The sequence below is a fragment of the Bradyrhizobium sp. 187 genome, assembly GCF_023101005.1.
Taxonomy (GTDB): Bacteria; Pseudomonadota; Alphaproteobacteria; order Rhizobiales; family Xanthobacteraceae; genus Bradyrhizobium; species Bradyrhizobium canariense_D.
Genome location: NZ_CP064693.1, coordinates 3,590,104 through 3,605,130, shown reverse-complemented (window position 1 = coordinate 3,605,130; position 15,027 = coordinate 3,590,104). Strand labels below are relative to the sequence as shown.

Here is a 15,027-nt window from a genome sequence, read left to right as displayed (position 1 = left end):
AAAATGATCGATTTACAAGCCGGAACTTGCATTAATGCGTATATAGCTCCATTTTTGCATTCAAATGGACTTCAGACCCATGCTTCATGAGGAAGTCGTCGGCCGCATCCGGGCCATCCTGCTCGACGGCGAGATCCCGCCGGGCGCGCGGATTCCCGAGCGCGAACTGTGCGAGCGGCTGCAGATATCGCGCACGCCGCTCCGCGAGGCGCTCAAGGTGCTCGCCGCCGAAGGTCTCGTGCAACTCCTGCCGCATCGCGGCTCGCGTGCGGCAAAACTGACCGACAAGGATATGCGCGACCTGTTCGAGGTCTGCCAGGGCCTCGAGGCGCTCGCCGGCGAACTCGCCTGCGAACGCATCACCGATGCCGAGATCGACGCGATCGCTGCCGCGCACGCGGACATGGTGCGGCATTATCGCGAACGCGATCTGATCCAGTACTATCGCGGCAACCGCGCCATTCACGAAGCCATCGTCGTTGCGGCCGGAAACCCGGTGCTCGCGGGGCTGTATACGTCCGTGACCGCGCGCATCCGCCGCGCGCGCTATGTCACGCCGATGACGCCCGAACGCTGGGCGGTCGCCGTGAAGGAGCACGATGCCATCCTGAACGCACTGCAGAGGCGCGACGGCGTCGGCCTCGCCCATATCCTGCGAGCGCATTTGCGCCACAAGCGCGAAGAGGTTTTGCAGGCGGGCTTTGCCGAAACGGAAGGGAGCGAGCTCGCGCCGAGAATTGCGTGAGCCATAGGTCGCGGCGTACAAAGAATCTTGCGGTCACGCCGTATCGGGCGGCCAGCAGACACAATCACGACACAATCATTGATTGCTTTTGGCCGTACTGGCACGGATCGTGCTGACGAGGCTCGTCGGCAACGGACGTCTTTTGTCGCGCGCCGGAATTGCGCATCCAACTTCGACAAACCGAGATCATCGCCAAATCAATTCCACTTGCTCGCCTGCCTGAACCGGCGCAGCATTCGACCATCGGCGCGGGCCGAATGTAACGCGCAAGCAATTGCGCAAAACAAAAGACAAAAGCGGAGGAAACGCATGACAATCGATGTCTCACGTCGGTCCTTGTTGACCCTCGGGGCTGGCCTTGGTGCCAGCGCAATGCTCGGCGGCAGCGCCTTGGCGCGCGCTCCCAAGCTCGGCACCCAGACGCCCTACTGGCACCGCTTCGTTCTCGGCGACGCCGAAGTCACCGTCGTGTCCGACGGACCGCTTCCCCTGGGCGATCCCTCGGGCACCTTCACCGGTGTTTCCAAGGAAGAGGTGAAGAAGATGCTCGTCGACAATTTCCTGTCGCCGGACAATGTCGTGCTCGAGCAGAACTCGCCGATCGTCAACACCGGCGACAAGCTCATCCTGTTCGATACCGGCATGGGCTCATCCAAGATGTTCGGCGTCACCACCGGTCGGCAGCAGAAGAGCATGACCGAGGCCGGCATTAAGCCCGGCGACATCGACGCCGTGGTTTGCTCGCATGCCCATATCGACCACATCGGCGGCATCGTGGACGACGGCGGAAAGCCGCTGTTTCCCAACGCGCAGATCTACATCTCGCAGACCGATTTCGACTTCTGGACCGACGAAGGCAAGCTCGGCAGCGCGGCCAAGGATTTCGTCGTTCACGCCCGCAAGAACCTGCTGCCGGTCCGCGACCGCATCGTGTTCTTCAAGGACGGCCAGGAATTTCTGCCTGGCGTGCAGGCAATCGCAGCGCCCGGTCATACCGTCGGCCACACCATCTTCATGGTCTCGTCGGCCGGCAAGTCCTTCGCCTTCCTTGGTGACCTGTCGCATCATCCCGTCCTGCTGCTCGAGCGGCCGCGGATGGAATTCTCCTACGACACCGACCCGAAGCAGGCGGCCGAGTCACGCGTAAAACTGCTGACCATGCTTGCTGCGAACAAGACGCCCGTGATGTCCTATCACTTCGCCTGGCCGGGCTATGGCCATGTCGCCAAGGCGGGTGAAGGATTCCACTATTATCCCGAACCGATGCAGATGACTTTGTAATCGCCGGATCTGGTCCGGGCGACGCACGCGCCGCCCGGACCATCCGAACGATCACCGCCGTCCGACTGGCCGGTAAAGAACTTCAAATTGCGTGATGCCTCCGGCGGCGTTGGCGAACATTACTTCCTAGTTGCAAGTTAAGTTCATTTCGCTCAATTGCGTTTGGGAGCGTCAATGTCCCGCGAGAACGATGGTTTTGTCTTCCATCGCGACCTGCTCCAATGGGTCCCGGATGTTATCTATCGGGCCGTCAACTTCTTTGTCACATGGGACAAACTGCCGACCCTGCTCGGAGCCGTCAATCTCTCGGCGTTCCGCGACCGGCTGCGGGAGCGCAATCTGCACCATACCGGCTACGGCACGACATCGCCTCGCTGGAACACGGGCAATGACCGGTGGCGTTCCGCCGACGGCTCGTTCAACAGCCTCGACCATCCGCGCATGGGGATGGCTGGCGCCCGGTTCGGACGTAACTTCGCGCTGTCCGAATGCGTACCGGACAGCCTGGACGACCTGCTCGAACCCAGTCCGCGCGTGATCTCAGAGGAATTGCTGGCGCGCCACGAATTTATTCCGGCGACCAGCCTCAATCTGCTGGCCGCCGCCTGGATCCAGTTCGAAACGCATAATTGGTTCAGCCATGGGGCCCCTAAGTCGGGAAACGAGTTCAAAATTCCGCTGACGCCAAACGACGAATGGCCTGCGGATGAGCGGATCGACGACTGCATGAAGATCCGTCGGACCGTTTGCGACGAGACGCCACGTGAACCATGGCTCGGCGCGACCCCCACGTTCCGCAACCTCAACTCGCACTGGTGGGACGCCGGACAAATCTACGGCAGCGACCGCGCAAGGCAGATGCAGATCCGTTCCGGGGCAGATGGGAAGATCGCGGTCGGCGATGATGGGATGCTTCCAGCCGATCCGGTGCATCCCGGCGCCGATCTCACCGGCTTCAACGACAATTGGTGGGTGGGGCTCAGCCTGCTGCACAATCTCTTTGCACGCGAGCACAATGTCATCTGCGACGGCTTGAAGGCGCGGTATCCGACCTGGAAGGACGAGGAGCTATTCCAGCATGCGCGCCTGATCAACGCGGCCCTGATCGCCAAGATCCACACCGTCGAATGGACGCCAGGCATCCTCGGCCATCCCGCACTGGACTTCAGCATGCACGCCAACTGGTCGGGGATCCCGTGCCGGGTGCTGCGCGCCGTGCTCGGCAAGAACAGCGAAGCCGCCTTTGGCATCATCGGCTCTCCGACGGATCAGCACAGCGCGCCCTACGCGATGACCGAGGAATTCACCGCCGTGTACCGCCTGCACCCGTTGATCCCGGAAAACCTTGATGTACGGCGGCTCGATAGCACAGAGATTACCGCTAGCGACTTGGTCAAAATGCAGGGCCCCGCCTCCCGCAAGTTCATGCAGACTCACGGCTTCGCGAACCTGCTGTACTCGTTCGGCACCGCTCATCCCGGCGCCATTCGCCTCCACAATTTTCCCAACTTCCTGCGCCGGTTCACGAAAGACGGCCAGCCGCTGCTCGACGTGGCCGCGATCGACATCATGCGTGATCGCGAGCGCGGCGTGCCGCGCTACAACCGGTTTCGCGAGCTGGTCGGCAAGAAGCGGGTCAACACATTCGAAGAAATCACCAGCATCCCCGGTGCCGCCAGGAAGATGCGCGCGATCTACAAGGGCAACGTCGATCGCGTTGATCTGATGGTCGGATTATTGGCCGAGGACCTGCCGGAGGGTTTCGGCTTCAGCGATACCGCCTTCCGCATTTTCATCCTGATGGCATCGCGGCGTCTGAAGAGCGACCGGTTCTTCACCGATGACTACCGCGCGGAAGTCTACACCAACTTCGGTCTGGACTGGATCCACAACAACGGAATGAAATCGGTGCTGCTGCGGCATATGCCGCAACTCGGACCGGCGCTCGAGGGCGTCAACAATGCCTTCGCCCCGTGGAACGTCCTGCGAGGCTGAGCCTTGGCCCATATGTTCAGCATTCCGGGCCTCGTCCGCCTCGGATGAGCGTCAGCCGCCCTAGCACCCGAGCTTGTCGGCGATCCCACCAAAATCCTTGGCGACGATGTCCCAATTGCCGGTGGCCTCGAAATCGACCTTCTGAAGCGGACCGTATTCGGTCGGCCGCGCCACGAAGGCCGTCTTCAGCCCGTTCTTCTGCGCGGCGGCGAGATCGCCGTTGTGGGCCGCGACCATCATCACCTGCTCCGGCTTGAGGCCGAGCAGGCGCGCGGCGCCGAGATAGGTTTCGGGATCGGGCTTGTAGTGCTCGAACAGCTCGGCCGACATGATGAGGTCCCAGGGAAGCCCTGCGAACTTCGCCATGTTGGTGAGCAGCGCGACATTGCCGTTCGACAGCGGCGAGATCACGAATTTCGTCTTCAGTCGGGTCAGGCCGGCGACGCTGTCGGGCCACGGGTGCAAGCGGTGCCACCCCTTGGTGAGGTGATCGAGATCGGCCTCGGTCAGCTTTGGAATCGAAAATTGCGCGACCAGTTTTTCGAGCGAGCGGCGATGCAGATCATCGAGCATGACGTAGCCGCGCTCGGGATGTTTGCGCACGTCATCCATCGAAGCCATGTACATGCCGCGCCAGCCGTCGACCAAGGCGGTCCAGTCGGCGCTGATGCCGCGGCCCTTCGCCCACCACATGAAGTCGGTGATCAGGCTGGTGCGCCAGTCGACGACGGTGCCGAACACGTCGAAGACCAGGGCTTTGACGGCGGAGAGGTCGGACATGTGCGCTTCCTCTTTTTGTTGTTCGTCATTCGGGGACTCTCGTCAGAGCGGCCCCGGAATCCAGAGGTTATTGGCACGAGATTCCGGCCTCGACGCTGTCGCGCCGTCCTGAATGACGGCAGTCGTCAGTCGAGGTGGAATTTCGCCAGCTCGCGGTGCTCGGCCTTGATGTAGCGCACGGTGCCGGTGACGGAGCGCATCACCACCGTCTCGGTCTCGATCACGCCGTCCTTGCGGAATTTGACGCCCGACAGCAGCGAGCCCGTGGTGACGCCGGTGGCTGCGAACAGGCAGTCGCCGCGCGCCATGTCCTCGATGCCGTAGATCATCTTGGGATCGCTGACGCCCATCTTGGCGGCGCGCTCGCGCTTCTCGTCGGAGTCGAGGATGAGACGGCACTGCATCTGGCCGCCAATGCAGCGCAGCGCCACGGCCGCGAGCACGCCTTCCGGCGCGCCGCCGGTGCCGAGATACATGTCGACGCCGGTATTGTCGGGGTCGGCGCAGTGGATCACGCCGGCGACGTCGCCGTCGGTGATCAGGCGCACGGCGGCGCCAGTCGATCGCACGCTCTCGATGATGCTGGCATGGCGTGGCCGGTCGAGCACGAGAACGGTGATGCCGTCGGGCTTGACGCCCTTGGCCTTGGCGAGCCGGCGGACGTTTTCGGCCGGTGTCGCATCGAGCTCGACGACGCCCTTGTCGTAACCGGGACCGATCGCGAGCTTCTGCATATAGACGTCGGGGGCGTGCAGCAGCGTGCCGCCGTCGGCCATCGCCATGGTGGCAATCGAGCCCGGCATGTTCTTGGCGCACAGCGTGGTGCCTTCAAGCGGATCGACGGCGATGTCGACCTGCGGGCCGGCGTTCATGCCGACCTTCTCGCCGATGAAGAGCATCGGCGCCTCGTCGCGCTCGCCCTCGCCGATGACGATGGTGCCCTCGATCGGCAGCTTGTTGAGCTCGCGCCGCATCGCGTCCACCGCGGCCTGGTCGGCCGCCTTCTCGTTGCCGTGCCCGCGCAGACGCGCCGAAGACACCGCCGCCCGCTCCGTCACACGCACGATCTCCAGCGTGAGAATGCGCTCGAGCAATGCTTGCGGCGGGACTGAAATATGGGTCGACATCGGCTCACTCCTTCGAAACAGTTTTGGACGGACATCTCCGCCGCATCAACTCGTAACACCCACAGTTCGTTCGAACCGTGTCAGTTCTTCTCGATCCTGATAACCTGTGGCCGTCCGCTGATCACCTTGTCCTTCTGCACGGCCGCGAGCGCACGGCGCACGGCGTCCTCATGCGTGGCATAGGTGATGAGAATGACAGGCACCGGGACCGCCTTGCCGTCTGCCGGCGCAGGGCCGCCATTGGGATGGCGCTGCACGATCGACTCGATTGAAATCTTCTGCTCGGCGAGCCGGGTCGCGATCGCAGCCGCGGTGCCCGGGAAATCGCGTGCCAGAAGGCGGATGTAGTAGCCGCCCTCGTGGCGCTCCATCGGCGCCTTCTTGGTGTCGCGCAGCTGCGAAATCGGCCGGCCGAACGGATTGGCGCGAATGCCGCGCGCAACGTCGGCGATGTCGGCGACGACGGCGGATGCGGTCGCGGCGCCGCCGGCACCGGGGCCGACCAGCGTGATCGGCGGGATGCCCTCGCCATCGATCGTGACCGCGTTGGTGACACCCATCACCTGCGCTATCGAGGAGGATTTCGGAACCATGGTCGGATGCACGCGCTGCTCGATGCCCGTGGCGGTGCGAACCGCGACGCCGAGCAGCTTGAGCCGGTAACCGAGATCGTCAGCGGCACGGAGATCTTCCGGCGCGATGGAGGAGATACCTTCGACATACACCGCGCTTTGAGCAACTTTCGTGCCGAAAGCGAGGCTGGCGAGAATGGCGAGCTTTTGCGCGGTATCGTGGCCGTCGACGTCGAATGACGGATCGGCCTCGGCATAGCCGAGCCGTTGCGCGTCCTTCAGGCATTCGGCGAAGGACAGGCCCTCCTGCTCCATCCGGGTCAGGATGTAATTGCAGGTGCCGTTGAGGATGCCGTAGACCCGGTTGATGCCGGTTCCGGCAAGACCTTCGCGTAACGTCTTGATGACAGGGATCGCAGCGCCGACGGCTGCTTCGAAATTCAGCGCGCCGCCGTGCTTTTCGGCGGCCTTTGCCAGCTTGAGGCCGTGCTTTGCCAGCAACGCCTTGTTGGCGGTGACGACGGACTTGCCGGCGGCGAGCGCGGCCTCGACCGCCGCCAGCGCGGGATCGCCCGCGCCGCCCATCAGCTCGACGAAGCAGTCGATGCCCGGATGCGTGGCGAGGGCAAGCGGATCCTTGACCCATTCGATGCCGCGCAGATCGACGCCGCGCTTCTTCGCCTTCGAGCGTGCGGTGACGGCGACGACACGGATGCCACGGCCGCTGCGGCCGGCAAGCACCCGCGCCTGCGTTTCGATCAGACGGACAACTTCGGCGCCCACGGTGCCGAGCCCCGCTATGCCCACTTTCAGGGGTGCAACCATGATGCCTTGGAAAACCTGCGGAAGAGAACTTAACGCCGAGTGGCGAGCGGAACGACGTTGTGCAACGTTTCGATGCCGCTTTCAAGGAAGCGGCGCACGCCACGCGCGGCCTGCCTGATCCGTTGCTCGTTTTCCACCATGGCGATGCGGACATATCCTTCGCCATGCTCGCCGAAGCCGACGCCGGGCGAGACCGCGACACCGGATTTCTCCACCATCAGGGTCGCGAACTGCATGCTGCCGACGCTGCGGAAGGCTTCCGGCAGCGGCACCCAGGCGAACATCGATGCTTCCGGCGGCGGGATCTCCCAGCCGGCACGGCCGAACGATTCCACCAGCGCGTCGCGCCGCTTGCGGTAGGTGTCGCGCATCTCCTTGATGCAATCGTCCGGTCCGTTCAGTGCGGCGGTCGCTGCGACCTGGATCGGCGTGAACGCACCGTAGTCGAGATATGATTTGACGCGGCCGAGTGCCGCAATCACGCGCTCGTTGCCGACCGCGAAGCCCATGCGCCAGCCAGCCATCGAATAGGTCTTCGACATCGAGGTGAACTCGACGGCAACGTCCATCGCGCCCGGCACCTGGAGCACCGAGGGCGGCGGGTTGCTTTCGTCGAAATAAACCTCGGCATAAGCGAGATCCGACAGGATCAGGATCTCGTGCTTCTTCGCGAACGCGACCAGGTCCTTGTAGAAGTCGAGGCTCGCGACATAGGCGGTCGGGTTCGAAGGATAGCAGACCACGAGCGCCAGCGGCTTCGGGATCGAATGCACGATCGCCCGCTCGACAGCCTCGAAGAATTGCGGCGTCGGCTCCGAGGGCACCGAACGGATCACGCCGCCCGCCATCAAGAAGCCGAAGGCGTGAATCGGGTAGCTCGGATTGGGACAAAGGATGACGTCGCCGGGCGCGGTGATCGCCTGCGCCACGTTGGCAAAGCCCTCCTTGGAGCCAAGCGTCGCCACCACCTGGGTGTCGGGATTGAGCTTCACGCCGAAGCGGCGGGCGTAGTAGCCGGCCTGGGCCCGGCGCAGCCCGGGGATGCCGCGGGAGGCCGAGTAGCGGTCGGTGCGCGGCTTGCCCAGCGTCTCCTTCAGCTTCTCCAGCACGTGCGCAGGCGCCGGCAGGTCCGGATTGCCCATGCCGAGGTCGATGATGTCGGCGCCGGCGTTCCGCGCGGCTGCCTTGGCCCGGTTGACCTGTTCGAACACGTAAGGCGGAAGGCGGCGGATGCGGTAAAATTCTTCCATGGCTCTCTCGGCTCCGGCAACCGGTCAGGACAGAATCGACAGGCCATAAAGACCAGGCGGAAGGCGCCCGCATCTCTCGCGAAAATTACTCAAGATCAAATACTTAGAGCAATCATCGACGACGTTGACTGAAGTCGTTCGCCCTGACTCTCGGCTGAACTAAGGTCTTTTAGCACGGCGAGGCGGAGGCGCCAGCGATTACCTTGCGGCGCCCTATTTCGCGTCCTTGGTGGCAACCGCCTGACGGTCGCGCGCGGCAGCAAGTTCGGCCTCGATCTTGGCGCGTTGGTCCGGCGGCATGACGGCCTGATCGCGATCCGGCGGCAGATCGTGCACCGGCAGATAGCTACCGGCCTCTCTGGGATGCGCTTGAGCATCGGAAGGCGTCATATCCGCGAGCTGGCTCGAGCAGCCGCCCAGGGCGAGCGTCGCCATCAGCAGCGCGCCACAGATCCGCCGCGACTTTTGCAGGTCCCACAACGCCAACACTAGGGAAATCCCCACTTCGTCCCAAAGCACGGCCCCGGGCAACCTTACCCAAGTCCGCGCCCAAGCTCAAACCATTGCTGCCCAAATGGTGCGAGCGAGAAAATAGCCCCAGTCCATCAAGCCGAGCGGTGCGGCTCGATTGTGACGGAACCAAGAAAATTTTGTCGCACTGCAACACATCTTCGAGAGTGTTTAACGCCAAACATGCGAGCTTCGCGGTGACGAATACGGAATGAATCGTTACTGTTCTCCTCATGAGTATGGCCACCACCGATACGCCCAAACCCGAGACGAAGTTCGATGCGGAAGCCTTCGCGATGAATGTCGCGCGGGCGATGGAAAGCGGCGGCAAGGCGCTTGCCGCGTACCTGAAGCCGCGCGAGAGCGGCGAGGTGCAGGATCGTCCGCCGGCGGAGCTTACCGAGGTCATCAAGACCTTCACCGCCGTCGCCGAATACTGGCTGTCGGATACGTCGCGGGCCTCCGCACTCCAGACCAAGCTCGCCAAGGACTATCTTGACCTCTGGGGCTCGGCGGCGCGCCGCATGGCCGGTCAGGACGCACCGCCCGCGATCGCACCCTCGCCGCGCGACAAGCGCTTTGCCGATCCGGAATGGAAGTCGAACCAGTTCTTCGATTTCATGATGCAGCTCTATCTGCTCACGACCAAATTTGCGCAGGAGCTTGTGCGCGAAGCCGAGGGCCTCGATCCGCAGACCCGCCGCAAGGCCGAGTTCTACGTCCAGCAAGTCACCAACGCGATATCGCCCTCCAACTTCGTGCTGACCAATCCGGAAGTGCTGCGCGCGACGGTGGCCAGCAGCGGCGAAAATCTCGCGCGCGGCCTGAAGATGCTGGCCGAGGACATCGCCGCCGGCAAGGGCACGCTGAAGATCCGTCAGTCCGATCCGGACAATCTCGTCGTCGGCGTGAACATGGCGACGACGCCGGGCAAGGTGATCTACCAGAACGAGATGATGCAGCTGATCCAGTATGCGCCGGCGACGGAGAAGGTGCTGCGCACGCCGCTCCTGATCATCCCGCCCTGGATCAACAAATTCTACATCCTCGATCTCAAGCCGGAGAAATCCTACATCAAATGGTGCGTCGATCAGGGCATCACCGTGTTCGTGATCTCATGGGTCAATCCCGACAAACGCCTCGGAGCCAAGAGCTGGGAAGACTACATGAAGGAAGGCCCGCTCACGGCGATGGACGTGATCGAGAAGGTCACCGGCGAGATGAAGGTGCACACCGCCGGCTATTGCGTCGGCGGCACCATGCTCGCGACCACGCTGGCCTGGCTCGCCGAGAAGCGCCGCCAGCGCGTGGCGTCCGCGACGTTCTTCGCGGCACAGGTCGACTTCACCCATGCCGGTGATTTGCTCGTGTTCGTCGACGAGGAGCAGATCGCATCCCTCGAGCAGGACATGAAGGCGGCGGGCGTGCTCGAAGGCTCGAAGATGGCGATGGCCTTCAACATGCTGCGCTCCAACGATTTGATCTGGTCCTATGTCGTCAGCAATTACCTCAAAGGCCAGCAGCCGAGCGCGTTCGACCTGCTGCACTGGAATTCGGACGCGACCCGCATGACCGCGTCGAACCATTCGTACTACCTGCGCAATTGCTACCTTGAGAACCGGCTCTCGACCGGCACGTTGGTGCTGGACAACACCTTGCTCGATCTCTCCAAGGTCATGGTGCCGATCTACAATCTCGCAACCCGCGAGGACCATATCGCGCCGGCTGAATCGGTGCTGTACGGCTCCCAGTTCTTCGGCGGCCCGGTGAAATACGTGCTGTCCGGCTCGGGCCACATCGCCGGCGTGGTCAATCCGCCCGCCTCGAACAAATACCAGTACTGGACCAACGACAACGTGAAGTCCGCCAACGTCGCCGAGTGGATGAAGGGCGCGGTCGAGCACAAGGGCTCGTGGTGGCCGGACTGGCGGCAATGGCTGGGCGCACTCGATCCCGAGGAAGTCCGGGCCCGCACGGTCGGCAGCGAGGCGTTTCCCCCGATCGAGGACGCGCCCGGCAGCTATGTCAGGGTTCGCGCATAGCAGAATCTTCCGCGCTTTCGTATAAGCTCCATGCCTGCAGCAGAAATTGATGAGGGGACCGGGTTATGACGCGTGAATTGTTCTGGCTGACACTGACGGTGGTCCTGACCGGAATCCTCTGGATTCCCTACACCATCAACCGCTGCCAGATTCGCGGTCTTGGTGGCGCGATGGCCAATCCCTCGCGCACCGACAAGCCGCAGTCGGAATGGGCGAACCGCCTGATGTTCGCGCATGACAACGCCGTCGAGAACCTCGTGCTGTTCGCGCCGCTGGTGCTGATCCTGAACGCGATCGACTACTCCTCGAAGTGGACGGTGCTTGCCTGCGCCGTCTATTTCTGGTCGCGCGTTGCGCATCTGATCGTCTATGCGATGGGTATTCCCGTCTTCCGCACCCTCGCCTTCACCGTCGGCTTTCTCGCCCAAGCCGTGCTGGCGCTAGCGATCTTCAAGGTACTCTGATCGGCCCCGGATGGGTTGGCGCCCGCAACGAACGGGTGAAATCTCAAAGGCCTATCGCGGCTGCCGGTGTTGCCGAATGACGACAGTGCGTAAAAAAGCAGCAATGCCCTCTTGGGCTGACGCGATGGATCGCACATCCAGAGGTATATTCGCCCATCGCAATTGATTGATTCGGGGCAGACATGAATTGGAAGATTGCATCCGCGCTCGCCGGCCTCTCGCTCGCCGCCGTCGCGACCCAGGCTAACGCCGCAGATCTCGCCGCCCGTCCTTACACCAAGGCGCCGCCGATGATCGCCGCGATCTATGATTGGAGCGGCTTCTACATCGGCGCCAACGGCGGCTATGGCTCGTCACGCAATTGCTGGGACCAGACGGTTGGTTTCGCGGCCGGCGTTGCGGAAGGCTGCCATGACGCGACGGGCGGCGTCGCCGGCGGCCAGATCGGTTATCGCTGGCAGAGCAGCGCCTTCGTATTCGGCCTCGAAGCGCAGGGCGACTGGGCGGACCTCTCCGGCCGGAACGCCAGCACCGTGCTCGGCGTCGCGAACCGCACCCGTGTCGATGCTTTCGGCCTGTTCACCGGCCAGATCGGCTACGCCTGGAACAGCGCACTGCTTTACGCAAAGGGCGGCGCCGCCGTCACCCGCAATCGCTACCGCGGCATCGGAACCGGCGGTCTGGCCGGAGCCGAGTTCGACGGTGCCGACGACACCCGCTGGGGCGGCACGGTCGGCGTCGGCATCGAATACGGCTTTGCGCCGAACTGGTCGGTCGGCCTCGAATACGACCATCTGTTCATGGGCCGGCGCGACGTTACCCTCACGGCAAACGGCGTGCTGGCACCCGTCGGCACGTTCTCACGTACCGACCGCATTGGCCAGGACGTCGACTTGATCACGGCCCGCATCAACTACAGGTTCGGCGGCCCGATCATCGCGAAGTACTGAGAAGCGCCCCTCGCGGCCGTCATGCCCGGGACCAGCCCGGTCATGACGAGCAGCGAATGTTGCTCCTACGCCTCCGGCAATCCCAGCATTAGTCGCATGTTCTGCACGGCCGCGCCGGACGCGCCCTTGCCGAGATTGTCGAGCCGCGCGACCAGCACCGCCTGATGGTACTTGTCGCTGGCGAAGACGTAGAGTTCGAGCGTGTTGGTCTCGTTGAGCCCTTCCGGCTCGAGCTTGCCACCCTTGGTCGTCTCGTTCTGCAGCGGCATCACCGAGACGTATTTCGAGCCGGCGTAACGCTTTGCCAGCGCGGCCTGGAGATCGGCGCCGCTGGGCTTGCCGGGCAGCGTGTCGAGCTGGAGCGGCACCGACACCAGCATGCCCTGCCGGTAGTTGCCGACCGACGGGATGAAGATCGGCCGCCGCGTCAGGTTCGAATAGAGCTGCATCTCCGGCAGATGCTTGTGCTCGAAGCCGAGGCCGTAGAGTTCGAAGGACGGCGCGCTGCCGTCCTCGAAACTCGCGATCATCGACTTGCCGCCGCCGGAATAGCCGCTCACCGCATTGATGGTGACGGGATAGTCGCGCGGCAGCAGGCCGGCATCGACGATCGGTCGCAGCAGCGCGATCGCGCCGGTCGGATAGCAGCCGGGATTGGACACCTTCTTCGCAGCATTGATCTTGCCAGCCTGATCCGGCGTCAGTTCCGGAAAGCCATAGGCCCAGTCGGGCGCGACCCGGTACGCGGTCGAGGCATCCAGCACCTTCGGGCCCGACGGCCCCATGCTGTCGATGAGCGCAACCGTTTCCCTGGCAGCATCGTCGGGCAGACAGAGGATGACCAGATCAACCTTCTCCATCAGCGCCTTCTTGGCCGCGGGATCCTTGCGCTTGTCGTCGGCAATCGTCTTCACGACCACGTCGCTCTGCAGCTTCAGCCGCTCGTTGATGCCAAGCCCGGTGGTGCCGGAGCCGCCGTCGACGAAGACGGTGGCCGGCTTTGTCGCAGCGCCAGTGGTCGGTGCTTTCGTCGTTTCAGTGAGGCTCATGGCGCGCTCCTTTCGAGCATGTTGGTTTCGGATGCGAAGGCCTCCGGCCTTACGTCCTGCATCAGTTGCGCGATCTCCCTGGCGTCGGCATGGGCTTGCGCGCCAAGCGCATTGGCGATCGCCATATAATCGGCGTCGGACTTGTGCTGGTTGAGCTTGAAGCTGGCTTCGACCTCCTCAACCGTCATGACCAGACCCACGATCGCCTTCTTCATCGCCTCGAGCCGCCCGGCCGTCATCTTGCCCGACGTCCACGGCTTCTTCGGCAACAGCCAGTTCTCGAACTTGTTGCTGAGCGTATCGATTTGCACGGCCAGTTCACCATCCGACAACAACCGCACCGGCCCGGTCAGATGGACCGACTGGTACAGCCAGGTCGGCACCTGATCCGGCGAGACGTACCAATCCGGCGACACGTAGGCATCGGGGCCGTTGACCGCGAGGAGCCAGGAGGTCGTCCCATCCGCAAGCTTTAGCAGCGGATTGTGACGGGCGACATGAAACGCGGCCTGCGGCGTGCCGTCCGCGGCATAGGTCAAATAGAACGGCAGCGGCGAGGCGATCGGCTTGTGGCCGTCGAAGGCGCACATGGTGCCGAAGCCGCGCGTGTCGGCGAATTTCAGGCTCGCGGCGCGGTCCTGCTTGAAAAAGGGTGGCGTATACATCGTAGTCTCCTGCTGGCCTCCTTGGTGGCCGCCGGATCAGATCGCACTGACAGGAGAGAGAATGCCGCGGATCGGATCCAGCGGCAAAGACGATGATCTCAAACGCGATCGACCGCCCAAACCGCTAAAGAGCGGCGGCGGCGACGGGCGAACAGGATGGTCGCGGCGTTGATCATGGCGCGGTGCTATAAGGCCAGTTGCGGTCGCCGTCAAGGTTCCGACGTCACACCACGCCCCAGATCCATTCCATGATCTTGGCGATCACATCTCCGAACAGCAGCAGCGCCGCCGACCAGATCAGTGCCGAGACGAAATTGGCGGCCTGGAAGCTCCAATAGGGCATCTCGAAAATGCCGGCTGCAAGCGGCACGGAGGCACGCAAGGGGCCGAAGAAGCGGCCGATGAAGATGCTCGGCACGCCCCAGCTGCGCACGAAGGCCTCGCCTCTGGGCAGGAGTTCCGGATAACGCGAGAGCGGCCACATCTGCGCGACCTGCTCCTTGTAGCGATAGCCGAACCAGTAAGAGACCCAGTCGCCCAGCGCCGCCCCGATGCCACCGGCGATCCAGACCGGATAGAAGCTGATGCCACTCGCGCCGATCAGCGCGCCGATAGCGACCAACGCGCCCCAGGCCGGGATCAGCAGCGAGATGAAGGCGAGCGACTCCCCGAAGGCGAGCACGAACACGATGGGAGCTGCCCACGTCTGGTGAGCGCGCACGAAATCGGCGAGCCCGTGCGCAAACTGCTCCATTCAAAAATAGCCTTTCCG

General features: G+C 63.3%; 14 protein-coding genes. 6 read left to right on the top strand and 8 right to left on the bottom strand.

What is annotated here, in order from left to right; translation table 11 throughout:
* The first annotated feature begins 79 nt into the window (after positions 1-79).
* From IVB19_RS17120 to IVB19_RS17110, 3 genes are all read left to right on the top strand, one after another.
* Positions 80-745, top strand: coding sequence for a GntR family transcriptional regulator (locus IVB19_RS17120; protein WP_018454423.1), 666 nt, complete (start codon positions 80-82; stop codon positions 743-745).
* Between the two features lie 309 nt (positions 746-1,054).
* Positions 1,055-2,026, top strand: a complete 972-nt coding sequence (locus IVB19_RS17115) for an MBL fold metallo-hydrolase (RefSeq protein ID WP_026232731.1) — start codon at positions 1,055-1,057, stop codon at positions 2,024-2,026.
* 174 nt (positions 2,027-2,200) lie between these two features.
* Entirely contained in the window at positions 2,201-4,021 is a 1,821-nt protein-coding gene (locus IVB19_RS17110; protein WP_018454425.1) for a peroxidase family protein, read from the top strand.
* A 60-nt stretch (positions 4,022-4,081) separates the two neighbouring features.
* On the opposite strand, the gene IVB19_RS17105 is transcribed toward IVB19_RS17110, so the two are convergent.
* The 5 genes from IVB19_RS17105 to IVB19_RS17085 form a co-directional block, all read right to left on the bottom strand.
* Entirely contained in the window at positions 4,082-4,801 is a 720-nt protein-coding gene (locus IVB19_RS17105) for a haloacid dehalogenase type II (RefSeq protein WP_018454426.1), read from the bottom strand.
* Positions 4,802-4,926: 125 nt separating this feature from the next.
* Positions 4,927-5,928, bottom strand: a complete 1,002-nt coding sequence (gene glpX, locus IVB19_RS17100; RefSeq protein WP_018454427.1) for a class II fructose-bisphosphatase — start codon at positions 5,926-5,928, stop codon at positions 4,927-4,929.
* An 80-nt stretch (positions 5,929-6,008) separates the two neighbouring features.
* Positions 6,009-7,325, bottom strand: coding sequence for a homoserine dehydrogenase (locus tag IVB19_RS17095; RefSeq protein ID WP_018454428.1), 1,317 nt, complete (start codon positions 7,323-7,325; stop codon positions 6,009-6,011).
* Positions 7,326-7,354: 29 nt separating this feature from the next.
* Positions 7,355-8,575: an LL-diaminopimelate aminotransferase gene (locus tag IVB19_RS17090; protein WP_018454429.1), complete on the bottom strand. Its 1,221-nt coding sequence runs from the start codon at positions 8,573-8,575 to the stop codon at positions 7,355-7,357.
* A gap of 213 nt (positions 8,576-8,788) precedes the next feature.
* Entirely contained in the window at positions 8,789-9,064 is a 276-nt protein-coding gene (locus tag IVB19_RS17085) for a hypothetical protein (protein WP_026232732.1), read from the bottom strand.
* A gap of 254 nt (positions 9,065-9,318) precedes the next feature.
* On the opposite strand from IVB19_RS17085, the gene IVB19_RS17080 reads away from it, so the two are divergent.
* From IVB19_RS17080 to IVB19_RS17070, 3 genes are all read left to right on the top strand, one after another.
* Positions 9,319-11,127, top strand: a complete 1,809-nt coding sequence (locus IVB19_RS17080) for a PHA/PHB synthase family protein (protein ID WP_247368529.1) — start codon at positions 9,319-9,321, stop codon at positions 11,125-11,127.
* A 65-nt stretch (positions 11,128-11,192) separates the two neighbouring features.
* Positions 11,193-11,591 carry an MAPEG family protein gene (locus IVB19_RS17075; RefSeq protein WP_018454432.1) on the top strand — a complete coding sequence of 133 codons (399 nt, stop codon included), beginning with the start codon at positions 11,193-11,195 and terminating at the stop codon, positions 11,589-11,591.
* A 182-nt stretch (positions 11,592-11,773) separates the two neighbouring features.
* Positions 11,774-12,541, top strand: coding sequence for an outer membrane protein (locus tag IVB19_RS17070; RefSeq protein WP_247297400.1), 768 nt, complete (start codon positions 11,774-11,776; stop codon positions 12,539-12,541).
* A 65-nt stretch (positions 12,542-12,606) separates the two neighbouring features.
* Here IVB19_RS17070 and argC read toward each other — a convergent pair whose 3' ends face one another.
* From argC to IVB19_RS17055, 3 genes are all read right to left on the bottom strand, one after another.
* The gene (argC, locus tag IVB19_RS17065; protein WP_204511101.1) at positions 12,607-13,590 is read right to left on the bottom strand and encodes an N-acetyl-gamma-glutamyl-phosphate reductase; all 984 of its coding nucleotides are present in this window, start codon (positions 13,588-13,590) and stop codon (positions 12,607-12,609) included.
* On the bottom strand, positions 13,587-14,255 hold the full coding sequence (locus IVB19_RS17060; RefSeq protein WP_085353489.1) for an FMN-binding negative transcriptional regulator: 669 nt from the start codon (positions 14,253-14,255) through the stop codon (positions 13,587-13,589). Before IVB19_RS17060 ends, argC begins: the two co-directional genes overlap by 4 nt.
* A gap of 223 nt (positions 14,256-14,478) precedes the next feature.
* Positions 14,479-15,009 (bottom strand): DedA family protein, encoded by a 531-nt coding sequence (locus IVB19_RS17055; RefSeq protein WP_018454436.1) that lies wholly within the window; start codon positions 15,007-15,009, stop codon positions 14,479-14,481.
* Between the last annotated feature and the right edge of the window lie 18 nt (positions 15,010-15,027).

What these genes read in the sequence shown, in the direction of transcription:
- IVB19_RS17080 (WP_247368529.1), top strand. Translation starts at nt 9,319, where the DNA reads ATGAGTATGGCCACCACCGATACGCCCAAACCCGAGACGAAGTTCGAT.
- IVB19_RS17105 (WP_018454426.1), bottom strand. Translation starts at nt 4,801, where the DNA reads ATGTCCGACCTCTCCGCCGTCAAAGCCCTGGTCTTCGACGTGTTCGGC.
- IVB19_RS17075 (WP_018454432.1), top strand. Translation starts at nt 11,193, where the DNA reads ATGACGCGTGAATTGTTCTGGCTGACACTGACGGTGGTCCTGACCGGA.
- IVB19_RS17070 (WP_247297400.1), top strand. Translation starts at nt 11,774, where the DNA reads ATGAATTGGAAGATTGCATCCGCGCTCGCCGGCCTCTCGCTCGCCGCC.
- argC (WP_204511101.1), bottom strand. Translation starts at nt 13,590, where the DNA reads ATGAGCCTCACTGAAACGACGAAAGCACCGACCACTGGCGCTGCGACA.
- IVB19_RS17120 (WP_018454423.1), top strand. Translation starts at nt 80, where the DNA reads ATGCTTCATGAGGAAGTCGTCGGCCGCATCCGGGCCATCCTGCTCGAC.
- glpX (WP_018454427.1), bottom strand. Translation starts at nt 5,928, where the DNA reads ATGTCGACCCATATTTCAGTCCCGCCGCAAGCATTGCTCGAGCGCATT.
- IVB19_RS17090 (WP_018454429.1), bottom strand. Translation starts at nt 8,575, where the DNA reads ATGGAAGAATTTTACCGCATCCGCCGCCTTCCGCCTTACGTGTTCGAA.
- IVB19_RS17095 (WP_018454428.1), bottom strand. Translation starts at nt 7,325, where the DNA reads ATGGTTGCACCCCTGAAAGTGGGCATAGCGGGGCTCGGCACCGTGGGC.
- IVB19_RS17060 (WP_085353489.1), bottom strand. Translation starts at nt 14,255, where the DNA reads ATGTATACGCCACCCTTTTTCAAGCAGGACCGCGCCGCGAGCCTGAAA.
- IVB19_RS17115 (WP_026232731.1), top strand. Translation starts at nt 1,055, where the DNA reads ATGACAATCGATGTCTCACGTCGGTCCTTGTTGACCCTCGGGGCTGGC.
- IVB19_RS17055 (WP_018454436.1), bottom strand. Translation starts at nt 15,009, where the DNA reads ATGGAGCAGTTTGCGCACGGGCTCGCCGATTTCGTGCGCGCTCACCAG.
- IVB19_RS17110 (WP_018454425.1), top strand. Translation starts at nt 2,201, where the DNA reads ATGTCCCGCGAGAACGATGGTTTTGTCTTCCATCGCGACCTGCTCCAA.